This window comes from Pseudoalteromonas phenolica (genome assembly GCF_001444405.1).
Taxonomy (GTDB): Bacteria; Pseudomonadota; Gammaproteobacteria; order Enterobacterales; family Alteromonadaceae; genus Pseudoalteromonas; species Pseudoalteromonas phenolica.
Genome location: NZ_CP013187.1, coordinates 120,803 through 137,572 on the forward strand (window position 1 = coordinate 120,803; position 16,770 = coordinate 137,572).

The window sequence follows — 16,770 nt, forward strand, 5'->3', positions numbered from 1 at the left end:
CCTAGGAACAAGCATGAGTAATTTTAAACAATTATTAGAGTTAGAAGGCGAAGCGCAAAAAGCGTTACTTGCCGAAGCGAATGCTTTGTTAGAGCCAATGACACCGCAACAGCGTGTGGCATGGGCGCTTGAAAACTTGCCTGATACGGCATTTTTATCTTCAAGCTTTGGTATTCAAGCGGCAGTTATGTTGCACTTGGTTTCAACCGAAAAGTCAGATATTCCAGTGGTATTAACTGATACTGGCTACCTGTTTCCAGAAACGTACCAATTTGTAGATTACTTAACAGAGCGTTTAGACTTAAATTTAAAAGTATATCGTTCACCAATGAGTCCAGCTTGGCAAGAAGCTAAGTACGGTAAACTTTGGGAGCAAGGTCAAGAAGGCATTAAACAATACAACACCTTAAATAAGGTGGAGCCAATGACCCGCGCTATCGAAGAAATTGGTGCAAAAACGTGGTTCAGTGGTTTACGTCGTGATCAGGCATCAAGCCGTGCCGATAAGCAAGTACTTGAGATCAGCCGAGGTACCGTAAAAGTGTACCCGATCATCGAGTGGAGCAATCGCGACGTGTATATGTATTTGACCAAGCATGATCTGCCGTATCACCCACTTTGGGACGAAGGATATGTATCTATGGGCGATGTGCATACTACCCGTAAGTTAGAGCCAGGTATGACAGAAGAAGAAACGCGTTTCTTCGGCCTTAATCGTGAGTGTGGTCTACACATTGACGGTGACGGTATCTAAAAGCTCATATTGAAAAGTTCTTATTTAACCTAAGTTCTGGTTATTTAAATGGCGAATTGTTAGAAACTAGTCTAAACATACAGCCATCAATAATTTTGCCTTGATGTAAATAAAAAGCACAGGTCTCAAAGCCTGTGCTTTTTTATTCCATATTTTCTGTTGACACCAATCAGTCGTAATACTTAAACAATTTGAGGTGCTATAACTGATGCTTGCTGCGTTAAAAGCTTCCCATTTAGAACAACTAAATCATGAAGCTTTTGCCTGGCAATCGCCAAATTTTCTCAGCCTCAAAATTGCTCACTAAATTACACTAATTGGTATAATATCTATAACCAAACTAAAATAACAAAGAGTCGGTACGACGGAGTGTTCTCGTGGGTTATAAAGCATATATGATGATTATGGTGATGCTGATTGGTGTGGCATCATTGTTTGTAATTAAGCGTCCTGACGGTCAACCATATCTGTCTATTGATGCAATTTTCAATAAAGTTGAAAACGATACGCAAAGCTTATTAGATGAATCTAAACGCCATTTAAATGAAGCAGTAGATTACGCTAAACAAGCAACGAGTGATGAAAGCCAAGCTATAAAGCAGCCAACCATTTATAAATGGCAAGACGAAAACGGTAACTGGATTTATTCAGATCAGCCAAATCCAAAAGGCAATAGCCAAACTCACGAACTTGACCCTAGTAAAGTCACCATTATGGCCGCTGAAGACACATCTATTTTATATAAAGATAAACAAGCAGCTGAAAGTGAATCACTGAAAGCCAATTCGATGAATCCGCAAGATGTCAAAGAGCTAATGAAGAATACCAAGAACATTCAAAAGCTAATGGATGATAGACAAAAGCAACTCGATGCCATTACTGAGGGTAAGAAAGAAAAAGGGAATTAGGCTTTGTTGCATAACTTATTTAATTGCAGTTAGCTTTGTTAATATTAGAGTTAGAAAAGCGTACGGACACCAAGCATTGTATTGCAGTTATTGAAAATAGTGACTCCAAGCTTTGTGTGTATGAGGCTGAAGATCTCCGATGGCTAACCTTCGGTGATACCGTGATTCAGGGGTTATGTCTGTTTCTCGCCCTGAGTTGCTCCTCTCGCCTGTGTCTCAAGCTTTTCTTATGTGCTTTTTGCAGATGAAACCTAGTTACTCGATATTAAATTTAGGGCTGGGTATAGGCGCCATTGAAAGAGCGTTTCATTACTTGTGTGATAAGCAATTGATAAACTTATCAGTAATGAAAAGTATCGAATTGAGTCCGACAGTAACAGAGTGCGTACAAAGATTTTTTCATCTACCACTAAGTGACATCGAGATAGCTGATGCACTTAGTTATATCAACACAGTTACCCAGCAATATGATGTGATCTTATTAGATTTCTGTTTTGATAATGCAGACGATGATTTTTTGTTACAAGGTGACTTCCTTAAGCAAGCTTCGAACGTACTTAGTGAGTCGGGAGAGCTACTTTTTAATTATTGTCCATATTCAGAAGCTGCTTTGGTAGAACTTTTAAAGCTTTTGAAGCGTGACTTTATTTCAGTCACTGTGGTTGAGTTTTATGATCTCAAAAATATTGTTATTAAAGCAAGTAAGTCATTGGGCGAGGTTTTTGATGAGGCAGAGTTTGCGATGCACCCTGTTATAAATATGATGTACTCAGAAAAGGGAGCTGGTATTAAGAAAGTTTACTCATTCTGATTTTAGAGAAAATGTAGCTTTTATCTGATAGCAGGAACCGTAAATAAACAATATCATAAAGCTGATGGAATAAGTTAAAAGAGAACCGATGCAATATTCAAGATAAAAGGATATGTAGGGGAGCCTTAAAGTGAGCTGAGAAGGCCTCAGCCCAAGAAGTTATAAATTAGCAACCTTTTCCTGAAGCACAAAAGAAAGGCTGGTCATTTTCACCGACAAACTTTTTTGGCACACCAGAGATATATGCATCATCATCAGATGAGCCATCTAGCGCGAAGCCTGCGGCGATATTGCGAGTAGCATTTAAACCTAGTGTTTTATTTGAAAGTTCTTTCAATTTTTGTTTTTTTAGTTTTAACATAATATTTCCTTTAATGTTTTTTTGTACCTTCACTAGGTAGACTATTGTGATTTTTTATACTTGTCAATTTTTTACATTAGCTCATAACTAATAAGCTGCTTGCTCAAAGTCACCGCTTTTTATGGATGCAGTGACAGTAGCAGAATGCTAATTTTTAGCTTAAGAGAGGTTCAAGTGCTCATTTGTGTAGACGCGAGCACTCCTTGTTTTGTGAGTAAAACTATTTCATTAAAGGCTTTCTTTTACCTTCCAGCGTACCACGCTCATGTTTGCCATTTTCAATAAATAGTACTTCACCATATTTACCGCGTTTTATACTGCTGTCGATGGCAATCACTTTACCTTTAAAGCGGGTTTCTATTTTTTTCTGAGAGGTGTGGCCAACAACGATGTGGTTCACATCGAAATGTTTTAATAATAAATCCAGCTCTTCAGCGGTAGCGCCGTCGTCCTTAAAGTAGCCACGATACCAAATGGGGCCATGGGTTTTATGTAGGTAACGAGCAAAGCCTTCCCTTTTTTTCGGCAGTTCTTTTTCAACAAGATGTGACTTAAAAGTTTTGTTTATGGTGTCTAAAGTAACTTTATCTTCAGCAAGTTGCGGGTGAAAACCACCATGGGCATATAAGTGGTCGTTGATTTTTACCAGTACAGGCTTACTACGCAGCCAACGACCTAAAATGGTATCTTGATTAAATAACTGGTCGAAAGGTGTTTCTAGCAGTTTTTCTGCTTTGACGTATTTAGGGTGCAAATAACGCAAGTCGCCATTTAATACCATGACTTCATGGTTACCTAGCAGTAAGTGAATTTTACCGCCAGCTTGCTCGGCTTGCTTTTCTAGGTCATGAATAAACCAAAGAATTTCAGTTACCTTGTCGCCACGGTCAAAAATATCACCTGTGATAACAAAATGGCCATCACCGAACGCCCACTGGTTTTGCGCGTTAATGATGCCATTATTTTTAAGTAGAGTGAGCATCAGATCATACTGTCCGTGTAAATCACTGAGGGCCGCTACGCGTTTAACACCTTGGAACTCAATCAACTGCTTATCAAAAGTTAGCTGCGAAGTGTTTGCGGTTAAGCCGCAATCAGTAAACCCATAGGGCAGGGAGACCCCTTCAAGGTTGACCTGTTTGCGTTTAACTTGGTCATTACAAATCCAATTGACTGTTAATGCACTGGCATGCACGTCAATGTATGGACCGTCAGAAATGACCTCTTTGCTGGTCGATTCTGCAGCGCTGATTTGTGAAGCAAATATCAGTGAGGCACACAGTGTGATGCGAAAGCGGCTTGTTATCATTATTGTATCCTGTTCAAATTGGCGAGTTGTCAGTTTTCTTTTTAAGGAAGAAGTGCCTTGATCACAGGCTCTTTTAGGTGATCAAGGCTGTTGTTCTAACGCTAAAAATTAAAACTTAATTTCTGCGCCTAAGTAGCCAAAGCGACCCATACCTGTTCCATATCTGCTATAGAAGTTACCACGACCGCCCGGTATAAAGTCACCCTTGTCATCCAGTAGGTTGTTAATACCACCAAACACGCGTAACTCAACGTCAGCTGCCAAGTCTGTATTATATGATACAGATACATCGTGACGCATATAGCTACCATACTTGTGATATGCCAACGCTTCAGGGCTAGCGATACAGCCATTGTCTTCATCAGTTGATGCACAGCGCTCAGCATTTCGCTCTAGTGCTGCGGTGTACTCTCGCTCACGGCTTAGGCTATCAGTGAACGAGCCCAAGTATTTAATCGCGTAGCGTACACGCCACTCATCTAAACGCCAAGCTACAGAAGCTGATAACTTGTCTTTAGAACTACCATAGCCTGCATAATCATCGGTCTCAAGGCCGTCTAAACCAAGGTAAGTGGTTGAGCTTTCAAGAATGTGGTTATAGTCTGCTTTAAAAGATAGGCGACCTAAGCTTTCAAAGTCGTATTTGTATTCGATAGCGACATCGATACCACGGCTGCTGACTTCGTCTAAGTTATCTTCACGTTGAACAATTTCGGTAATGTTACCCTCATCATCACGGCTGATTTCATTACAGAATGGATTGCTACTGCCAAATGCGGCACTTGAATCGTAACACTCTTGTAAGATGCGCTCATTAGAGATCACTGAGATAGCACCTTCAATGGCAATATCATAATAATCAACGGCAATTTGCAAGTCTTCAATGGCACTTGGCGCCATAGTAAAGCCAAATGTAAAGGTGTCAGCCGTTTCTTCTCTTAGATTAGCATTACCCGCATTCGGTGAATATTTACTACCTGAGCTTGGGTCGAATTCAAAGTCTGGATCTTCAGCCAGTAAAGCCACGAACACAGGATCTTGACGACATTTATCATGCCCCGCATTGGTCGAAGTTGCCGTTAAGCCCTCACAAATATCAGTAAAGCTATCGTAGTCACCGCGAGCAGGAGACATCAGTTCAGTGATAGTTGGAGCACGTTGCGCACGGGCAAAGTTAGTACGGATAGTAAGATCATCAATAGGTTGCCATAAAACGCCTAACTTATAGCTTGGCACTGTGCCTACGGCATCTATGCTGTATTTTGCTAAACGTAGCGAGGTTTCGAGAGAAAGGTTTTTCGCTAGTGGTGCGTCTTTAAGTAGTGGCACATCAAATTCAGCAAAGCTTTCATAGACGTCGATAGAACCTTCGAATTGTGGCACAACGTTAAAGGTAATACCGCCTTCGCGCATTCCAATGCTGGTTTGTAAATCTTGCTTATCTTTACGGTATTCACCACCAAATACCGCCGACACGGCACCGGCTGGTAGCTCGAACAGCTCACCGGTCATGTAACCAACAATGTTGGTTTGATCAATATAGGTATTAATTTCAGGATTAACGCGTATCCAGTCAGCCATTTCTGGGGTGATAGAGCCTTCACCAAACAGATTGATTGGGACACAGCCTGCTGCACGTGCTGCTTCGTCCTTACATTGAATAGTGCCATCGACGAGTTTTTCAGCATTTAGGGCATGACTTAGTTTACGCACATCGAGTTCGTTGTAGCGCAATTGCTCTTGGTGGAATTTACCTAGACCGACTGAAATATCCCAATCCCACTCTCCGTCGAATGCAGTGCCTTGCAAACCTGCCCATGAGCGAATGGTGGTACGTGTGTTATCGGTGGCAATATTACCCACTTCATTGAAGCGTCGGTCCCAATAGATACGATCTTTGTATGGTTCGCTATCAAGAATAGCTTGTGGAACAAAAGGGTTATCGATTGGGATATAACCAGGTTTAATTCGACCTAAGCGCTCACCTGTTTCTGGGTTATAAACGGTTTGGCTTGCACCTTCATACTCATCTTCTGGTGACTTGTCGTTAAATGATTCATCGATACTGAGTTGCACCTGACCATAAAAGCTCACGTCATCGGTTAGCTCATAATCAACTTTACCTGCGATAGAAAAACTGTCATTTGGTACTTTTAACATCACATATTGCTGTGTGTTTATGCCATAAATTTCTTCGTTGTCTTTCCAGTCGTCGCGTAATGTTTGACCGTCATACCAAAATTGTTTGTCGTTTTTCGAGTTTTCTAAGAATACGCCACCAGGAAGTCCGTCACTCTTACTTACCCAATCAGCCTGAGTGATGTCACGCATACATTGATAACCTGTTGCGGTCTGCATCTGGTTACACATTTCGCTTTCACTGTAGCGGTATGCATCTTCAATTTGAGCGCGTTCTCGGTCGAAGAAGCTCATACCAAATTGGCGATCCCAGTTTGCACTGACGAAAGCATAACCACGGCCATCATCAAAAGTACTACCAAAATCAAAATCTAGCGTGAACTCTTTGCCACCGCCATCAAATGATTCACCAGTACGTGCCTTAAAAGTTGCGCCTTCTTTGTCAGTTTGTGTGATGATATTTACAACACCAGCAACCGCATCGGCGCCGTAGGTTGCTGATGCACCGCCACTGATAACCTCAATGCGTTGCACCATACCACTAGGAATAGTACTTAGGCTGACCACGTTACCGCTGTAACTGTTCGATACTACACGACGTCCATCGATTAAGGTCAATGTTCGGTCAGAACCTAAGCCTCGTAGGCTGATAGATGAGATACCTGTCGACGCAACACTCGATTGGCTGGTGGTGTTACTGATAGAGGCATCAATTGAAGGAATATTATCGACGAGGATTTCAGACAGAGAGCCTAAACCAGTATCTGAAATTGCATCTTTATTCATAGTCACCAGCGGTGTGGCGACACTAAAACTATCTCGTTTAATACGTGAACCAGTGACGACAATTTTCTCAACTTTCTCTTCTTCTTGTTCTATTGTCGTTTGGTTTTGTTTTACTTTTACGGCATCTAAATCATTTTGCTGTGCATTGGTGCTGAATACGGCACCAAATAGGGCGGCTTGCACGGCAACGCAAAGTTGCTTCTTGTTCATGGTTGTTCCCGTTTTGATGAGTTAACTTGTTAAAGTGATGTCTGTTTTTGTGTTGTATTTCTTATGTCTTTAAAATCAAGGACACTTGAGACTTGATAAATTGCCGGCTTAACTCAACCTCGGGAACATCCGATTTATCTCTTTTTTATATCTTTTTATTAATTTTCATAACGTTGTGAATTATTAAGTAAAATTATTTGTTGCAATTAAATAACACTTGCTACTCCCTGTTTTTTATAAATAAGGTAAGATAAAACTATTCATACGCACTGAATAAATATGAATAAAAGTATTGGTTGCAAGTAAAGTGGTTAAGTAGAGCGAATAGCATGCAGTATGAAAAGTCGTTTCAGTTGGGTCCTTATCAGGTGTTTATTGATGAACACTTGGTGGTGCTGAATGGCGAAAAGGTAGCGTCTCAACCGAAAGTGATGGAGCTATTACAAGTTCTAGTACAACGATACCCTGAAGTTGTGAGTCGTAATGAGCTGATTGAAGGGGTATGGCATGGCAATGAAATCATCGGTGAAAAAGCCCTCACCAACACTATTTGGCAGCTTAGACAATTATTTGCTCATCCAAGTGCACCCCTTGATGTTGTGGAAACGATCCGTAAAAAGGGCTACAAGCTAACCTTAACACCTGAGCCCCTGAGTTTATCCCCAAAAACAACTCAATCTGAGCCATTCGTCGTAAAACCGTCATACATGTATCAAGTTGTTTTTGGCTTAGCATGCATAATGATGGTTTTTGTGGCTTGGTCTCTATTAAAGATTCCCATTGAAGCGTCTGCACAGTCCGTTTCTCAAATGGACGAAATCACTAAAATGCCGGGCAGTGAATTGCGCCCGAGTCCTTCACCAGACGGTAAACAGTTAGCCTTTATTTGGCAGCAGGGGCAAGACAGTCAGCTTTATTTAAAAGATTTAACCCACCCTAATGTACCTATTACGCAATTGACCTTCTCAGATAAAAGACCTTGGAAAGCAGTCTGGAGCCCCGATCAGCAATATTTATATTTTGCCCAGAAAAACAGCCAAGCGTGCGAAATTGTTCGACTCTCTTTAGCTGACTTAGAACAGTTGGTTTTAACCAGTTGCCCGACTGATTCTGGCTATAACTATATTGCGATCAGCCCAGACGGTAAAACCTTGGCGTTTAATGGCAAAGCACCTTTGGCGTCGCAAGATGGTATTTACTTACTCGATTTAAGCCAAGACGACGCAACACCTGAGCGGCTGAGTTGTGATACAGAGTGTGACTTGAGAGATCGAGATGTGGCTTTTTCGCCTGATGGGCAGTATTTAGCGATCACACAGCGTAAAAGTACGTCAGAAGAGCGCTTGAGTCTTTATGATCTAGGCAAGAGGCAGTTCCAAATATTGGACTCAAGTCATGCAGACATTGTTGGTATGAGCTTTCATCCGAATGGTCAATATTTGGTATATGGAGCACAAGCTGCGGATAAACGCCGTGGCTATATCGTTGATTTAGAGACTAAAGTACAAACCAAGTTGATTCCGAGAGGCTTTAGCTATCCCCATTTTGATGACTCTGGGAACTTGTATTACCAGAAACGTCGAGAGAATTATTTTATCGCCAGTTTTGCGTTAGACAGTGAAGTGATGTCAATGCCATCGCCGCTGATTGAATCTCACTATTCAAACCAGTACCCGTCTTTATCGCGTGCCCATGAAAAATTAGCATTTTTATCAAATGAGTCTGGGCATTATGAGCTATGGTTGGCGAACTTAGATGGCACAGGTCGAGAACAAATCACCCAGCTACATCGTAACTTACGCTACCCAAGTTGGTCGCTTCAAGGTGATAAACTACTCGTCGTGAGTTCAGATGAGGCCGATGGCCACGATAAGCTCTATGTGTTCGATTATGGCTCGAGGCAATTACGCCGCCTTGATCTATCTTTTGGCAAAATAGGCCGACCATTCTGGCATGGTAATGGACAAGATATTGTTATTCGCCAATCAACGAATGAAGGGTGGCAACTTTTTCGCTTAAATGTTGAAACGATGGCACTTTCAGCTCTGTTAACTAAAACAGCCCGATCCGGGCAGTATATTTCTGAGCATGAACTGCTGTTTGTTAATGGTAAAGGTTTATGGATAAAGCAAGGTGAGAAGCAGGCGTTGTTAATTGCAAAAGCGCAATTTAATACCCGATATGCTTGGCTAGCGACGCAAGAAAAGGTTTTCTATAAGCACTTAGGTAATAAATATAACTACATACATGCTTATGATTTAAAAAGTAAAACCACCGAAAAGTTATTGCGATTACCTAAATCAAGCTTTAGTAAAGCAGCGCCATTTGCCTTTGATAAGCAAGCACAAGCGCTGTTATTTACTCAGAGTTTAACGCCACAATCAGACATTAATCGTCTAACTATAAAAAATTAAGGCGTAAATGTGTGCACTTACGCCTTAATCGACAGCTTAAGATGCTCTAACTAAACACCTTGACACTGACCTTGCTTGCATTGCTGTAGCAGGTAGTTGTATAGGCCTTGGCTTGATGCACAAGCCGAGCCGCCACCTACACGGGCACAAAATGACAGTTGTTGTTGTTTAGCCCAAGCACTGCAATTACTTGAACAAAGCGTTGCTGCAACAACTGCAAGTGACGCTGTGGCGATAAAACTTAAGCTTGCTGCGGCAATAAGTTTGGTGATTTTAGACATGATATTTCCTTATTAGTCAGTAGGTTTAACTTGGTTTTATATCAAAAGGGGAGCGCACTCCCCTCGGCTTACTATTACTTACAGCTCGGATCGTTACCGATTAGTTGCCAAACTTGTGAAGAACCCGGTTTTTCATCTAGCGTCCACCACTTCGCTTCGTACACTTTGCCGTTATAAGTTACACGGTCAGGTTTACGATAAACAGTATTGGCATCCCATGAGCCCGCACATACAGGAATGTCAGCTGCTTTTGCAGAAATAGATCCTACGTGATTGGTGTTGCTACCAGCTTCTGTGAATTCAAAAGTTACGCCTGCGGTACCAGACTGAGTGGCTGTAAATTCAACATTAACACTACAGTTATCATTCTGGCTCAGTGTGCGATTGCTACACGTATCAGAAGTCACAACCAGACCACTTGTTACACCACTGCCGCGCACTGTAACCGCATTAAGTGCTGATGCTTCTGTGCCTGTATTACTGATGTTAAAGCGGTGCGAAACAACTTCATATAATGTGAAGTCGGCCAAGGTTTGGCTTTGCTTATAAACTAGGTTTGAGCCGCCGCCAGAATATTTAATGTCGTCGATCCAACCACTCAGTGCTGCTACATCGGCATAAACACCGTATTTACTAGGACGTGCACAGCCGATCCCCCAACTCACAGTACCTAGCTGTACAATCTCACCGCCACGGTTGATCACGATAGGGCCGCCGCTGTCGCCACTACATGAATCTTTTTGACCTTGTGGGTAGCCAGCACAAAACGCGACGCTGCCTACATTGGCATAGTTACCACCTGATTGGTTACATACAGCGTCAGAAACTAGTGGTACGTCGACTTCTTGAATGAATGAAGGGCGACTGCCACCTTCTGATAAACGACCTAATCCTGCAACCGATAATAAGTCGCCACTGCGTGCATATTGGCTTAAAGAGCCTGAAGCGAGACGAACGGCTTGCCCTTGTGTTGGCGTGCGCTCAAGTTTTAATAGCGCGATATCATAGTTCAACGTGCTGCGGTTATATTGCGGATGCACGTACTTTTCAACAACGCCAATGCGGTCGCCATCTGTGCCGCCGAGTCTAAAACCTGCCACTTTTACATCGATAAAGCGGGCTGCTTTACTGCTGACACAATGCGCAGCGGTCAGTACATAGCCATCACCAATGTAACTACCGCCACAAAAAGCGGTCGTGCCATTTGAATTCAATATTTGTGTGTAGAACTGCCAGTTCGCAGTATTTGCAGGACCACCACCAACAATTTGTGGGGTGATTTCAGCATTAGCTTGTTCAGGAATAAATGGCAACGCTTCGCTTTGTGCTTGGGCTGCAAAAGCACTTGAAAGCGCAATGGCTAAACTTGTTGTTAATAGGTTGAGTTTTTTCACAACGGGTGTCCTTGTTGTTTTTTTAATCGAGTGGTGATTATGGGTACTAATAATGTAAATGCAAACAAAATGTTAATGATAATTTTTCATACTTCTGAGGAGAAACAATTTTATTCAGTAATTTTAGGTGCTTTCAAGGTTTCTAAGATCTGAAGTTTAAGAGGTCTGATTTGTATTTGTTTACAGTTTGGTAACGTATAAGGTTTTTCATTGTTTCTACATCCATGTAGAGGGAGAATCCTTTGAGCTATTTTGCGTATGGGAATGGCTGAACCCAATTACTTTTCGGAGTCGAGCGCCTTAAACTCTTTTAGCGAGATCTTACCGTCGCCATCAGCATCGAGGCGGTCAAAAAGTTGCGTTAAGGTGTTTGACGCTTTTGCTTCTTTTTGACTGATATAGCCATCACTATCTGTGTCAAAGTCATTGAAAGAAGCGGCGAAAGCGTGTGCACTTATGAAAGTTGCAGCAGCGATAATAGATAAATTAATCATATTTTTCATAGCCTTGACTCCTAATGTGATTATTGCTTAAAGTTTTTAAATTCAGATTCAGAAAGCTCGCCGTTTTTATTCTCATCAAGTTGATAGAATTGCGCAGCCACTTTTGGAACCGCCTTCGCTTCTGTTTGCGAAATAACCCCATCTTTGTTGGTGTCGACGCTTGAGAATTGCACGTCGCTTGCAAGTGCAAAGGCACTGATGAAAAGTGAAGTTGTCATAAGTAATGTTTTTGAAAGCGTCATAATGAGCTCCTAATTTTTAAAAATGTAAGAAAAGGGTGATAAAGCTAAGCGAATTAGCCTTCAAATTTACCAAACTCTGATTTACTCAGCTCGCCGTTACCGTCGCTATCTAATTTCTTGAACTGGTCGTTAAGGCGCGGATCAGCACTAGCTTCAGTTTTGCTGATGCTGCCGTTACCATCTTTGTCGAACTGTTCAAAAGTGTTTGTCGCTAATGCACTGAAGCTGCTACCTACTAATGCGATGCTCGTTACAAGTAGTGCTGAATTAATATGTTTTTTCATCTTCATTTCCTTCTTTTGGACCACCTCGTTATTGAGTGTGGTGTTCGTCAATGTCGAAGTAGATAACTCAAAAACGGTGCCAAAAATAAAAAATTCATATTTATCAGGTGCTTATTCTGTTCCGTGAGTTTTTATTCAGAAATGATTCAGTTGCAGTGTTGCTAAATAGCAACAGTTAAATGAGTTGAGATATAACTTTTTATTTAAAATCATGTGGTTAGCTTGTTGCATTTTAGCGACATTCAGTTTTTAAAGGGCGAGCACAATGGCTTCAGGGGTAAAAACTAAGATCAGAGCGTGGCGCGTAATTTGTAAAAAACTAAAAATTTCGAGCTCTTTTGTACACCAGGCTATTTTCGCGGTTGTTGTGTCGACCTTACCATTGATTGCATTGACCTTGTGGTTCTCTTCTTCTTTACAACAGTCATCTTCAGAAATGCGTGACTTTTACAAGCTTTCTCAACAGGTTGAGCGAGATTTCAAGGCCGTTTCACAGGCCCTTAAAGTGTTGCAAGATGCCGAGCAAAATAACCAAATACTACAAGACAGTCAGTTGACTCAAACCCTCGAAAATAAGTGGTTTGAAGTTGAAAATATGGCAGTGGCATTAAAAAAATATGCCCGATCAAAGAGCTTTGTTGCCGATTTGCAACAACTTCAACAAACCATGCAATTGCATACTAAATCAGACGATACTTTTGCAAGAATTTGGCGAGATTATTATCAACTGACTGATACGCTAAAGGTCGATTTAGAGCAAGCTCAACAGCAACTCGATGCACATATTGTTCAGCAACAATGGTTGTTTTTTATTGGCTTGAGTGTACTGGTACCCTTGTTGGCTGCGGTGAGTATTCGTTTGTTAGTGAAAGTGCGAAGTAAGTTATCGGCCATCGAAAAAGCCACAGATCAGTTAGGTGTCGGTGAATGGGAAAAACCTATCGCATTATCGGGTAGCGCCGAGTTGGCTAAATTAGGCGCGCGCTTAAACTGGTTAAGATTGAGTTTAAAAAGCCAACATGAAGAGCAAGATACCTTTTTACGCCATGTCAGTCATGAGCTTAAAACCCCCCTTGCGTCCATGGTCGAAGGTACATCCTTACTCAACGAGCAAGTGCTCGGGGCATTAAATGCGCAGCAAACTAGGGTGTTATCAATTATGGATAAAAGCGCTTTGCAGCTTAAAGCGCTGATTGAAGACTTGTTGTTATTTAGCGGCACCGCAAAGCTGACCCAACTAGAACAAAACAAACCCTGTGGCGAGTTAAAAACTGAGCTGCAACAGTATTTTGCTGATTTACCGATGGCACAACATAAGCAACTGAGCTGGCAATTAGATGATTTAGAGCAGTTAAGTGTGCCGCTTTTACCTTGCAAACTGGCACTGACACAGGTAATCAGCAATGCCCTGAGGTTTGCTGAACATCATGTTGAAGTAAGCTTTAGTAAAGCTGCGGACGGTTATCAGTTTGTGATAACCGACGACGGGCAGGGGTTTAATGAAGAAGCGGCCAGTCGAGCACTAGAACCATTTTATAAAGGCGCTGATCAGCAACACAACAACGAGGCACATATGCACAGTGGTTTAGGGTTATCAATTGCGCATGAATGCTGTAAAGCGATGTCGGGTGCATTGATCATTCGTGCTCAACAAGGTGGTCATGTCACCATTAAATTTGGCCTAGGAGCGGCTTAATATGAAACGATTAGTTTGGTTTATTTGTCCTTGGTTACTGACCGGTTGTGTGCTGAGTAGTGATCCAAGCCCCGTTGAGCCTGCTGTACCAGTGGTGCAACTGCCTAGTTATGCACCCGTATCGGTATTGATGTCTTGGTATTTAGCTGCTTGTGAAAAGCAGTCCTTACAGCATAACGACAGTTATTTGCATGAATCGTATTTACATGACTTTTTTAACCGCTATTGCCGAGCAAAAGGTAGCACGAGCCGTTTAGCTGCGCTAAAGCAGGTGCAAAAACAAGCGCCTTGGCCAGAATCGTATCAACACTTTTTTGCGTTACTGAAAAAAGAGAACCAACACACTCAAAGGCTTGCTGGCGCATTGCGAGTTCAGCAAAAAGCCGTAAAACGCTTAACCACAGAATTGAACGAAGTAACGACTCAATTAGATACTTTAAAAGCACAGCTCGCTCAGTTGCAACGCAAGCGCTTGGAGCAAAGCCTACAACCCTTAAACGATGAGGAGTAGAGGATGGCGAATACAAATTTATTGATTGTTGACGATGATGTGCACTTTGCAGAGTTGCTGTCATTACGCTTAGAAAGCTTAGGATATCAAGTGTATTTAGCACATCGTGCCACCCTTGCTCTGTCTATTTTGCAAAAGCATGCCATTGATGTAGTGCTCACCGATCTGCGTATGGAGCACATGGATGGACTGGCACTATTTAATGAAATCAATAAGCGCTTTAGTGCCTTGCCTGTGATCATCATGACCGCCCATGGCTCAATTGAAGAAGCCATCAAAGCGACCGAATCGGGCGTGTCGGGTTTTTTAACTAAGCCAATCGATATCGCAGCGTTAGAGCGCTTATTAGACGGGGTATTAGAGCGGCGTTCAAGTGCTGAGAAAAAGGTCGGTGAGTTTCATGGTTTATTCTATGAAAGTGATTTAATGCACACGCTAGCCTATAAGTTAGAGGCGATTTCTCGCAGTCAGGCCAATATATTAATTCAAGGTGAAAGTGGCACGGGTAAAGAAGTTACTGCTCAGGCAATTCATAAAGCCAGTGCAGTGAGTGAGGGCCCGTTTATCGCCATTAACTGTGGCGCGATGCCCGCTAATTTATTGGAGTCAGAATTATTCGGTCATCAAAAAGGGGCTTTCACTGGCGCAACCAAAGATAAAGTGGGTTTGGCGCAATTGGCCGACAATGGCACCTTATTTCTAGATGAAATTGCCGATATGCCATTGGATCTGCAAGTGAAGCTTTTACGCGTATTACAAGAGCGCAAGATCAGACCGGTTGGTGCAGAGTTCGAAATTCCCATTAATGTGCGAATTTTAAGTGCCAGCCACAAAGATTTAAAAAAAGCGGTAGAAGCAGGCACATTTCGTGAAGATTTATATTATCGCCTTAATGTTATTTCTATTACCTTACCAAGTTTAAAAGAGCGACCTGAAGATATCCCTCTGTTAGCTAATCACTTTTTGGCAAAATTTGCCGACAAGTCATTTAGCCGCGATGCGATAGCCAAGTTGGTGCAATACCCTTGGCCGGGCAATATTAGACAATTACACAATGTGGTTGAATACGCAGTGGCGCTCACACCGGGCAAGCTTATTTCGCTGCAAACGATCAATGAGGCGTTACCCGAAGAAACCGGCGCACCATTTATTGGTTTAAACGAAGCAAAAGTGCAGTTTGAGTACGAGTACTTGCAAAAAGCGCTCGCGATCACCCGAGGCAATGTCGCTGAGGCTGCGAAAATTGCTAAGCGCAATCGCTCCGATTTTTATAAATTACTTAAAAAGCACAATATAGAGCCAAGTGCGGTTTGAGTAAGTCGCTTATAAGAACAAGCCGCATTGCTGCTGAGCAATGCGGCTTTTTAGTAGCTAAAGGCTGCGGCCACACCAGACAATACGACCCGCCACGCCGTGTTGCTCGGCGTTTTGGCTATCAATTTGCCAGCTTGGATAGGCATCGTTATCTGATACCACAGCAATATGATCAGATTTTTGCTTTAAGCGCTTTGCCATTAAACCATCTTGGGTTTGGATCACATACACGCCTTCACGACTGACTTGTTGTTGGCTTAAATCAACCAGCACCATGTCGCCATGCTCAAGGGTTGGCAGCATACTGTCACCGCGAATAGACACGAATGCCAAACGGTCACTGTGTACACCAAGTTGTGAGCTTAACCAGCGTTTATTTAATGCAAATTGCTCGGTGACATCTTCACTGCCGCCCATGCTACCAAAACCTGCACTGGCCTCAACGTCGAGTTGCGGCACCATTAATAGTTCATCTTGGCTTGATGAAAACGGTTTATCGACGGGCTGCTCGCCAGTTAATAGCCAGTTTAAGTCGATGCTAAATAGGCCATACAGGTGTTCAAGGTAGGTCATTGAAGGGCGGCTTAAACCACGACAAATACGATAAATATGCGAAGGTGACTTGCCTGTTAAAATGGCAAATTGGCGTTTGTTTCCGCCAGCAAATTGTTCAACTAGCTCCATAAAACGACGAGAAAAAGCCGTGCTCATAATACATCACCTCAACTTCTTTAATTTGGCCGCACAGCATAATCTCTGACCTGACACTTGTATAGCCAAGTGCAGTGCAACTGCGGAATAAGTAGACAGGTTTGGGTTAAAAATAAAGAAAGCGGCTTGAAACCGAGGTTAA

At 42.3% G+C, this 16,770-nt stretch carries 16 protein-coding genes; 7 read left to right on the plus strand and 9 right to left on the minus strand.

All coding sequences use genetic code 11. From position 1 onward, the window contains the following. Positions 1–13: 13 nt before the first annotated feature. The 3 genes from PP2015_RS00565 (at position 14) to PP2015_RS00575 (ending at position 2,473) form a co-directional block, all read left to right on the plus strand. The gene (locus PP2015_RS00565; protein WP_058028427.1) at positions 14–754 is read left to right on the plus strand and encodes a phosphoadenylyl-sulfate reductase; all 741 of its coding nucleotides are present in this window, start codon (positions 14–16) and stop codon (positions 752–754) included. A 377-nt stretch (positions 755–1,131) separates the two neighbouring features. Next, positions 1,132–1,662 (plus strand): DUF4124 domain-containing protein, encoded by a 531-nt coding sequence (locus tag PP2015_RS00570; RefSeq protein WP_058028428.1) that lies wholly within the window; start codon positions 1,132–1,134, stop codon positions 1,660–1,662. Between the two features lie 175 nt (positions 1,663–1,837). Then, complete coding sequence (locus tag PP2015_RS00575) at positions 1,838–2,473, plus strand: class I SAM-dependent methyltransferase (protein ID WP_058028429.1); 636 nt, start codon at positions 1,838–1,840, stop codon at positions 2,471–2,473. Positions 2,474–2,639: 166 nt separating this feature from the next. On the opposite strand, the gene PP2015_RS00580 is transcribed toward PP2015_RS00575, so the two are convergent. The 3 genes from PP2015_RS00580 to PP2015_RS00590 form a co-directional block, all read right to left on the minus strand. Next, positions 2,640–2,834, minus strand: a complete 195-nt coding sequence (locus PP2015_RS00580; protein WP_058028430.1) for a hypothetical protein — start codon at positions 2,832–2,834, stop codon at positions 2,640–2,642. A 220-nt stretch (positions 2,835–3,054) separates the two neighbouring features. Beyond that, positions 3,055–4,143 (minus strand): metallophosphoesterase, encoded by a 1,089-nt coding sequence (locus tag PP2015_RS00585; protein WP_058028431.1) that lies wholly within the window; start codon positions 4,141–4,143, stop codon positions 3,055–3,057. Positions 4,144–4,251: 108 nt separating this feature from the next. After that, positions 4,252–7,278 carry a TonB-dependent receptor plug domain-containing protein gene (locus tag PP2015_RS00590; RefSeq protein WP_058028432.1) on the minus strand — a complete coding sequence of 1,009 codons (3,027 nt, stop codon included), beginning with the start codon at positions 7,276–7,278 and terminating at the stop codon, positions 4,252–4,254. Between the two features lie 329 nt (positions 7,279–7,607). On the opposite strand from PP2015_RS00590, the gene PP2015_RS00595 reads away from it, so the two are divergent. Continuing rightward, the gene (locus tag PP2015_RS00595) at positions 7,608–9,692 is read left to right on the plus strand and encodes a winged helix-turn-helix domain-containing protein (RefSeq protein ID WP_058028433.1); all 2,085 of its coding nucleotides are present in this window, start codon (positions 7,608–7,610) and stop codon (positions 9,690–9,692) included. A 50-nt stretch (positions 9,693–9,742) separates the two neighbouring features. Here the strand turns inward: PP2015_RS00595 and PP2015_RS00600 are convergent, their stop codons facing one another. The 5 genes from PP2015_RS00600 to PP2015_RS00620 all read right to left on the minus strand — a co-directional run bounded on the left by PP2015_RS00600 (position 9,743) and on the right by PP2015_RS00620 (position 12,396). Then, on the minus strand, positions 9,743–9,973 hold the full coding sequence (locus tag PP2015_RS00600; RefSeq protein WP_058028434.1) for a hypothetical protein: 231 nt from the start codon (positions 9,971–9,973) through the stop codon (positions 9,743–9,745). Positions 9,974–10,047: 74 nt separating this feature from the next. After that, positions 10,048–11,367, minus strand: a complete 1,320-nt coding sequence (locus PP2015_RS00605) for a trypsin-like serine protease (protein WP_227009213.1) — start codon at positions 11,365–11,367, stop codon at positions 10,048–10,050. A gap of 278 nt (positions 11,368–11,645) precedes the next feature. After that, positions 11,646–11,870 (minus strand): EF-hand domain-containing protein, encoded by a 225-nt coding sequence (locus tag PP2015_RS00610; RefSeq protein WP_058028436.1) that lies wholly within the window; start codon positions 11,868–11,870, stop codon positions 11,646–11,648. 20 nt (positions 11,871–11,890) lie between these two features. Further along, a complete protein-coding gene (locus PP2015_RS00615) occupies positions 11,891–12,112 on the minus strand; it encodes an EF-hand domain-containing protein (protein ID WP_058028437.1) in 222 nt (73 codons plus the stop codon). Positions 12,113–12,165: 53 nt separating this feature from the next. Continuing rightward, a complete protein-coding gene (locus PP2015_RS00620) occupies positions 12,166–12,396 on the minus strand; it encodes an EF-hand domain-containing protein (protein WP_058028438.1) in 231 nt (76 codons plus the stop codon). Between the two features lie 265 nt (positions 12,397–12,661). Here PP2015_RS00620 and PP2015_RS00625 point away from each other — a divergent pair, with 265 nt between their 5' ends. From PP2015_RS00625 to PP2015_RS00635, 3 genes are read left to right on the plus strand one after another with little or no spacing between them, the layout of a single operon-like run. Continuing rightward, positions 12,662–14,092 carry a sensor histidine kinase gene (locus PP2015_RS00625; RefSeq protein ID WP_058028439.1) on the plus strand — a complete coding sequence of 477 codons (1,431 nt, stop codon included), beginning with the start codon at positions 12,662–12,664 and terminating at the stop codon, positions 14,090–14,092. A 1-nt stretch (position 14,093) separates the two neighbouring features. Continuing rightward, positions 14,094–14,603 (plus strand): hypothetical protein, encoded by a 510-nt coding sequence (locus tag PP2015_RS00630; protein ID WP_058028440.1) that lies wholly within the window; start codon positions 14,094–14,096, stop codon positions 14,601–14,603. 3 nt (positions 14,604–14,606) lie between these two features. Further along, positions 14,607–15,917, plus strand: a complete 1,311-nt coding sequence (locus PP2015_RS00635) for a sigma-54-dependent transcriptional regulator (RefSeq protein ID WP_058028441.1) — start codon at positions 14,607–14,609, stop codon at positions 15,915–15,917. A gap of 57 nt (positions 15,918–15,974) precedes the next feature. Here PP2015_RS00635 and PP2015_RS00640 read toward each other — a convergent pair whose 3' ends face one another. Further along, complete coding sequence (locus PP2015_RS00640; RefSeq protein ID WP_058028442.1) at positions 15,975–16,628, minus strand: XRE family transcriptional regulator; 654 nt, start codon at positions 16,626–16,628, stop codon at positions 15,975–15,977. Positions 16,629–16,770: the final 142 nt, after the last annotated feature.

Excerpts from the sequence above, each read along its gene's own strand:
- PP2015_RS00565 (WP_058028427.1), top strand. The coding sequence starts at position 14 with ATGAGTAATTTTAAACAATTATTAGAGTTAGAAGGCGAAGCGCAAAAA.
- PP2015_RS00575 (WP_058028429.1), top strand. The coding sequence starts at position 1,838 with ATGTCTGTTTCTCGCCCTGAGTTGCTCCTCTCGCCTGTGTCTCAAGCT.
- PP2015_RS00580 (WP_058028430.1), bottom strand. The coding sequence starts at position 2,834 with ATGTTAAAACTAAAAAAACAAAAATTGAAAGAACTTTCAAATAAAACA.
- PP2015_RS00585 (WP_058028431.1), bottom strand. The coding sequence starts at position 4,143 with ATGATAACAAGCCGCTTTCGCATCACACTGTGTGCCTCACTGATATTT.
- PP2015_RS00590 (WP_058028432.1), bottom strand. The coding sequence starts at position 7,278 with ATGAACAAGAAGCAACTTTGCGTTGCCGTGCAAGCCGCCCTATTTGGT.
- PP2015_RS00595 (WP_058028433.1), top strand. The coding sequence starts at position 7,608 with ATGCAGTATGAAAAGTCGTTTCAGTTGGGTCCTTATCAGGTGTTTATT.
- PP2015_RS00600 (WP_058028434.1), bottom strand. The coding sequence starts at position 9,973 with ATGTCTAAAATCACCAAACTTATTGCCGCAGCAAGCTTAAGTTTTATC.
- PP2015_RS00610 (WP_058028436.1), bottom strand. The coding sequence starts at position 11,870 with ATGAAAAATATGATTAATTTATCTATTATCGCTGCTGCAACTTTCATA.
- PP2015_RS00615 (WP_058028437.1), bottom strand. The coding sequence starts at position 12,112 with ATGACGCTTTCAAAAACATTACTTATGACAACTTCACTTTTCATCAGT.
- PP2015_RS00620 (WP_058028438.1), bottom strand. The coding sequence starts at position 12,396 with ATGAAAAAACATATTAATTCAGCACTACTTGTAACGAGCATCGCATTA.
- PP2015_RS00625 (WP_058028439.1), top strand. The coding sequence starts at position 12,662 with ATGGCTTCAGGGGTAAAAACTAAGATCAGAGCGTGGCGCGTAATTTGT.
- PP2015_RS00630 (WP_058028440.1), top strand. The coding sequence starts at position 14,094 with ATGAAACGATTAGTTTGGTTTATTTGTCCTTGGTTACTGACCGGTTGT.
- PP2015_RS00635 (WP_058028441.1), top strand. The coding sequence starts at position 14,607 with ATGGCGAATACAAATTTATTGATTGTTGACGATGATGTGCACTTTGCA.
- PP2015_RS00640 (WP_058028442.1), bottom strand. The coding sequence starts at position 16,628 with ATGAGCACGGCTTTTTCTCGTCGTTTTATGGAGCTAGTTGAACAATTT.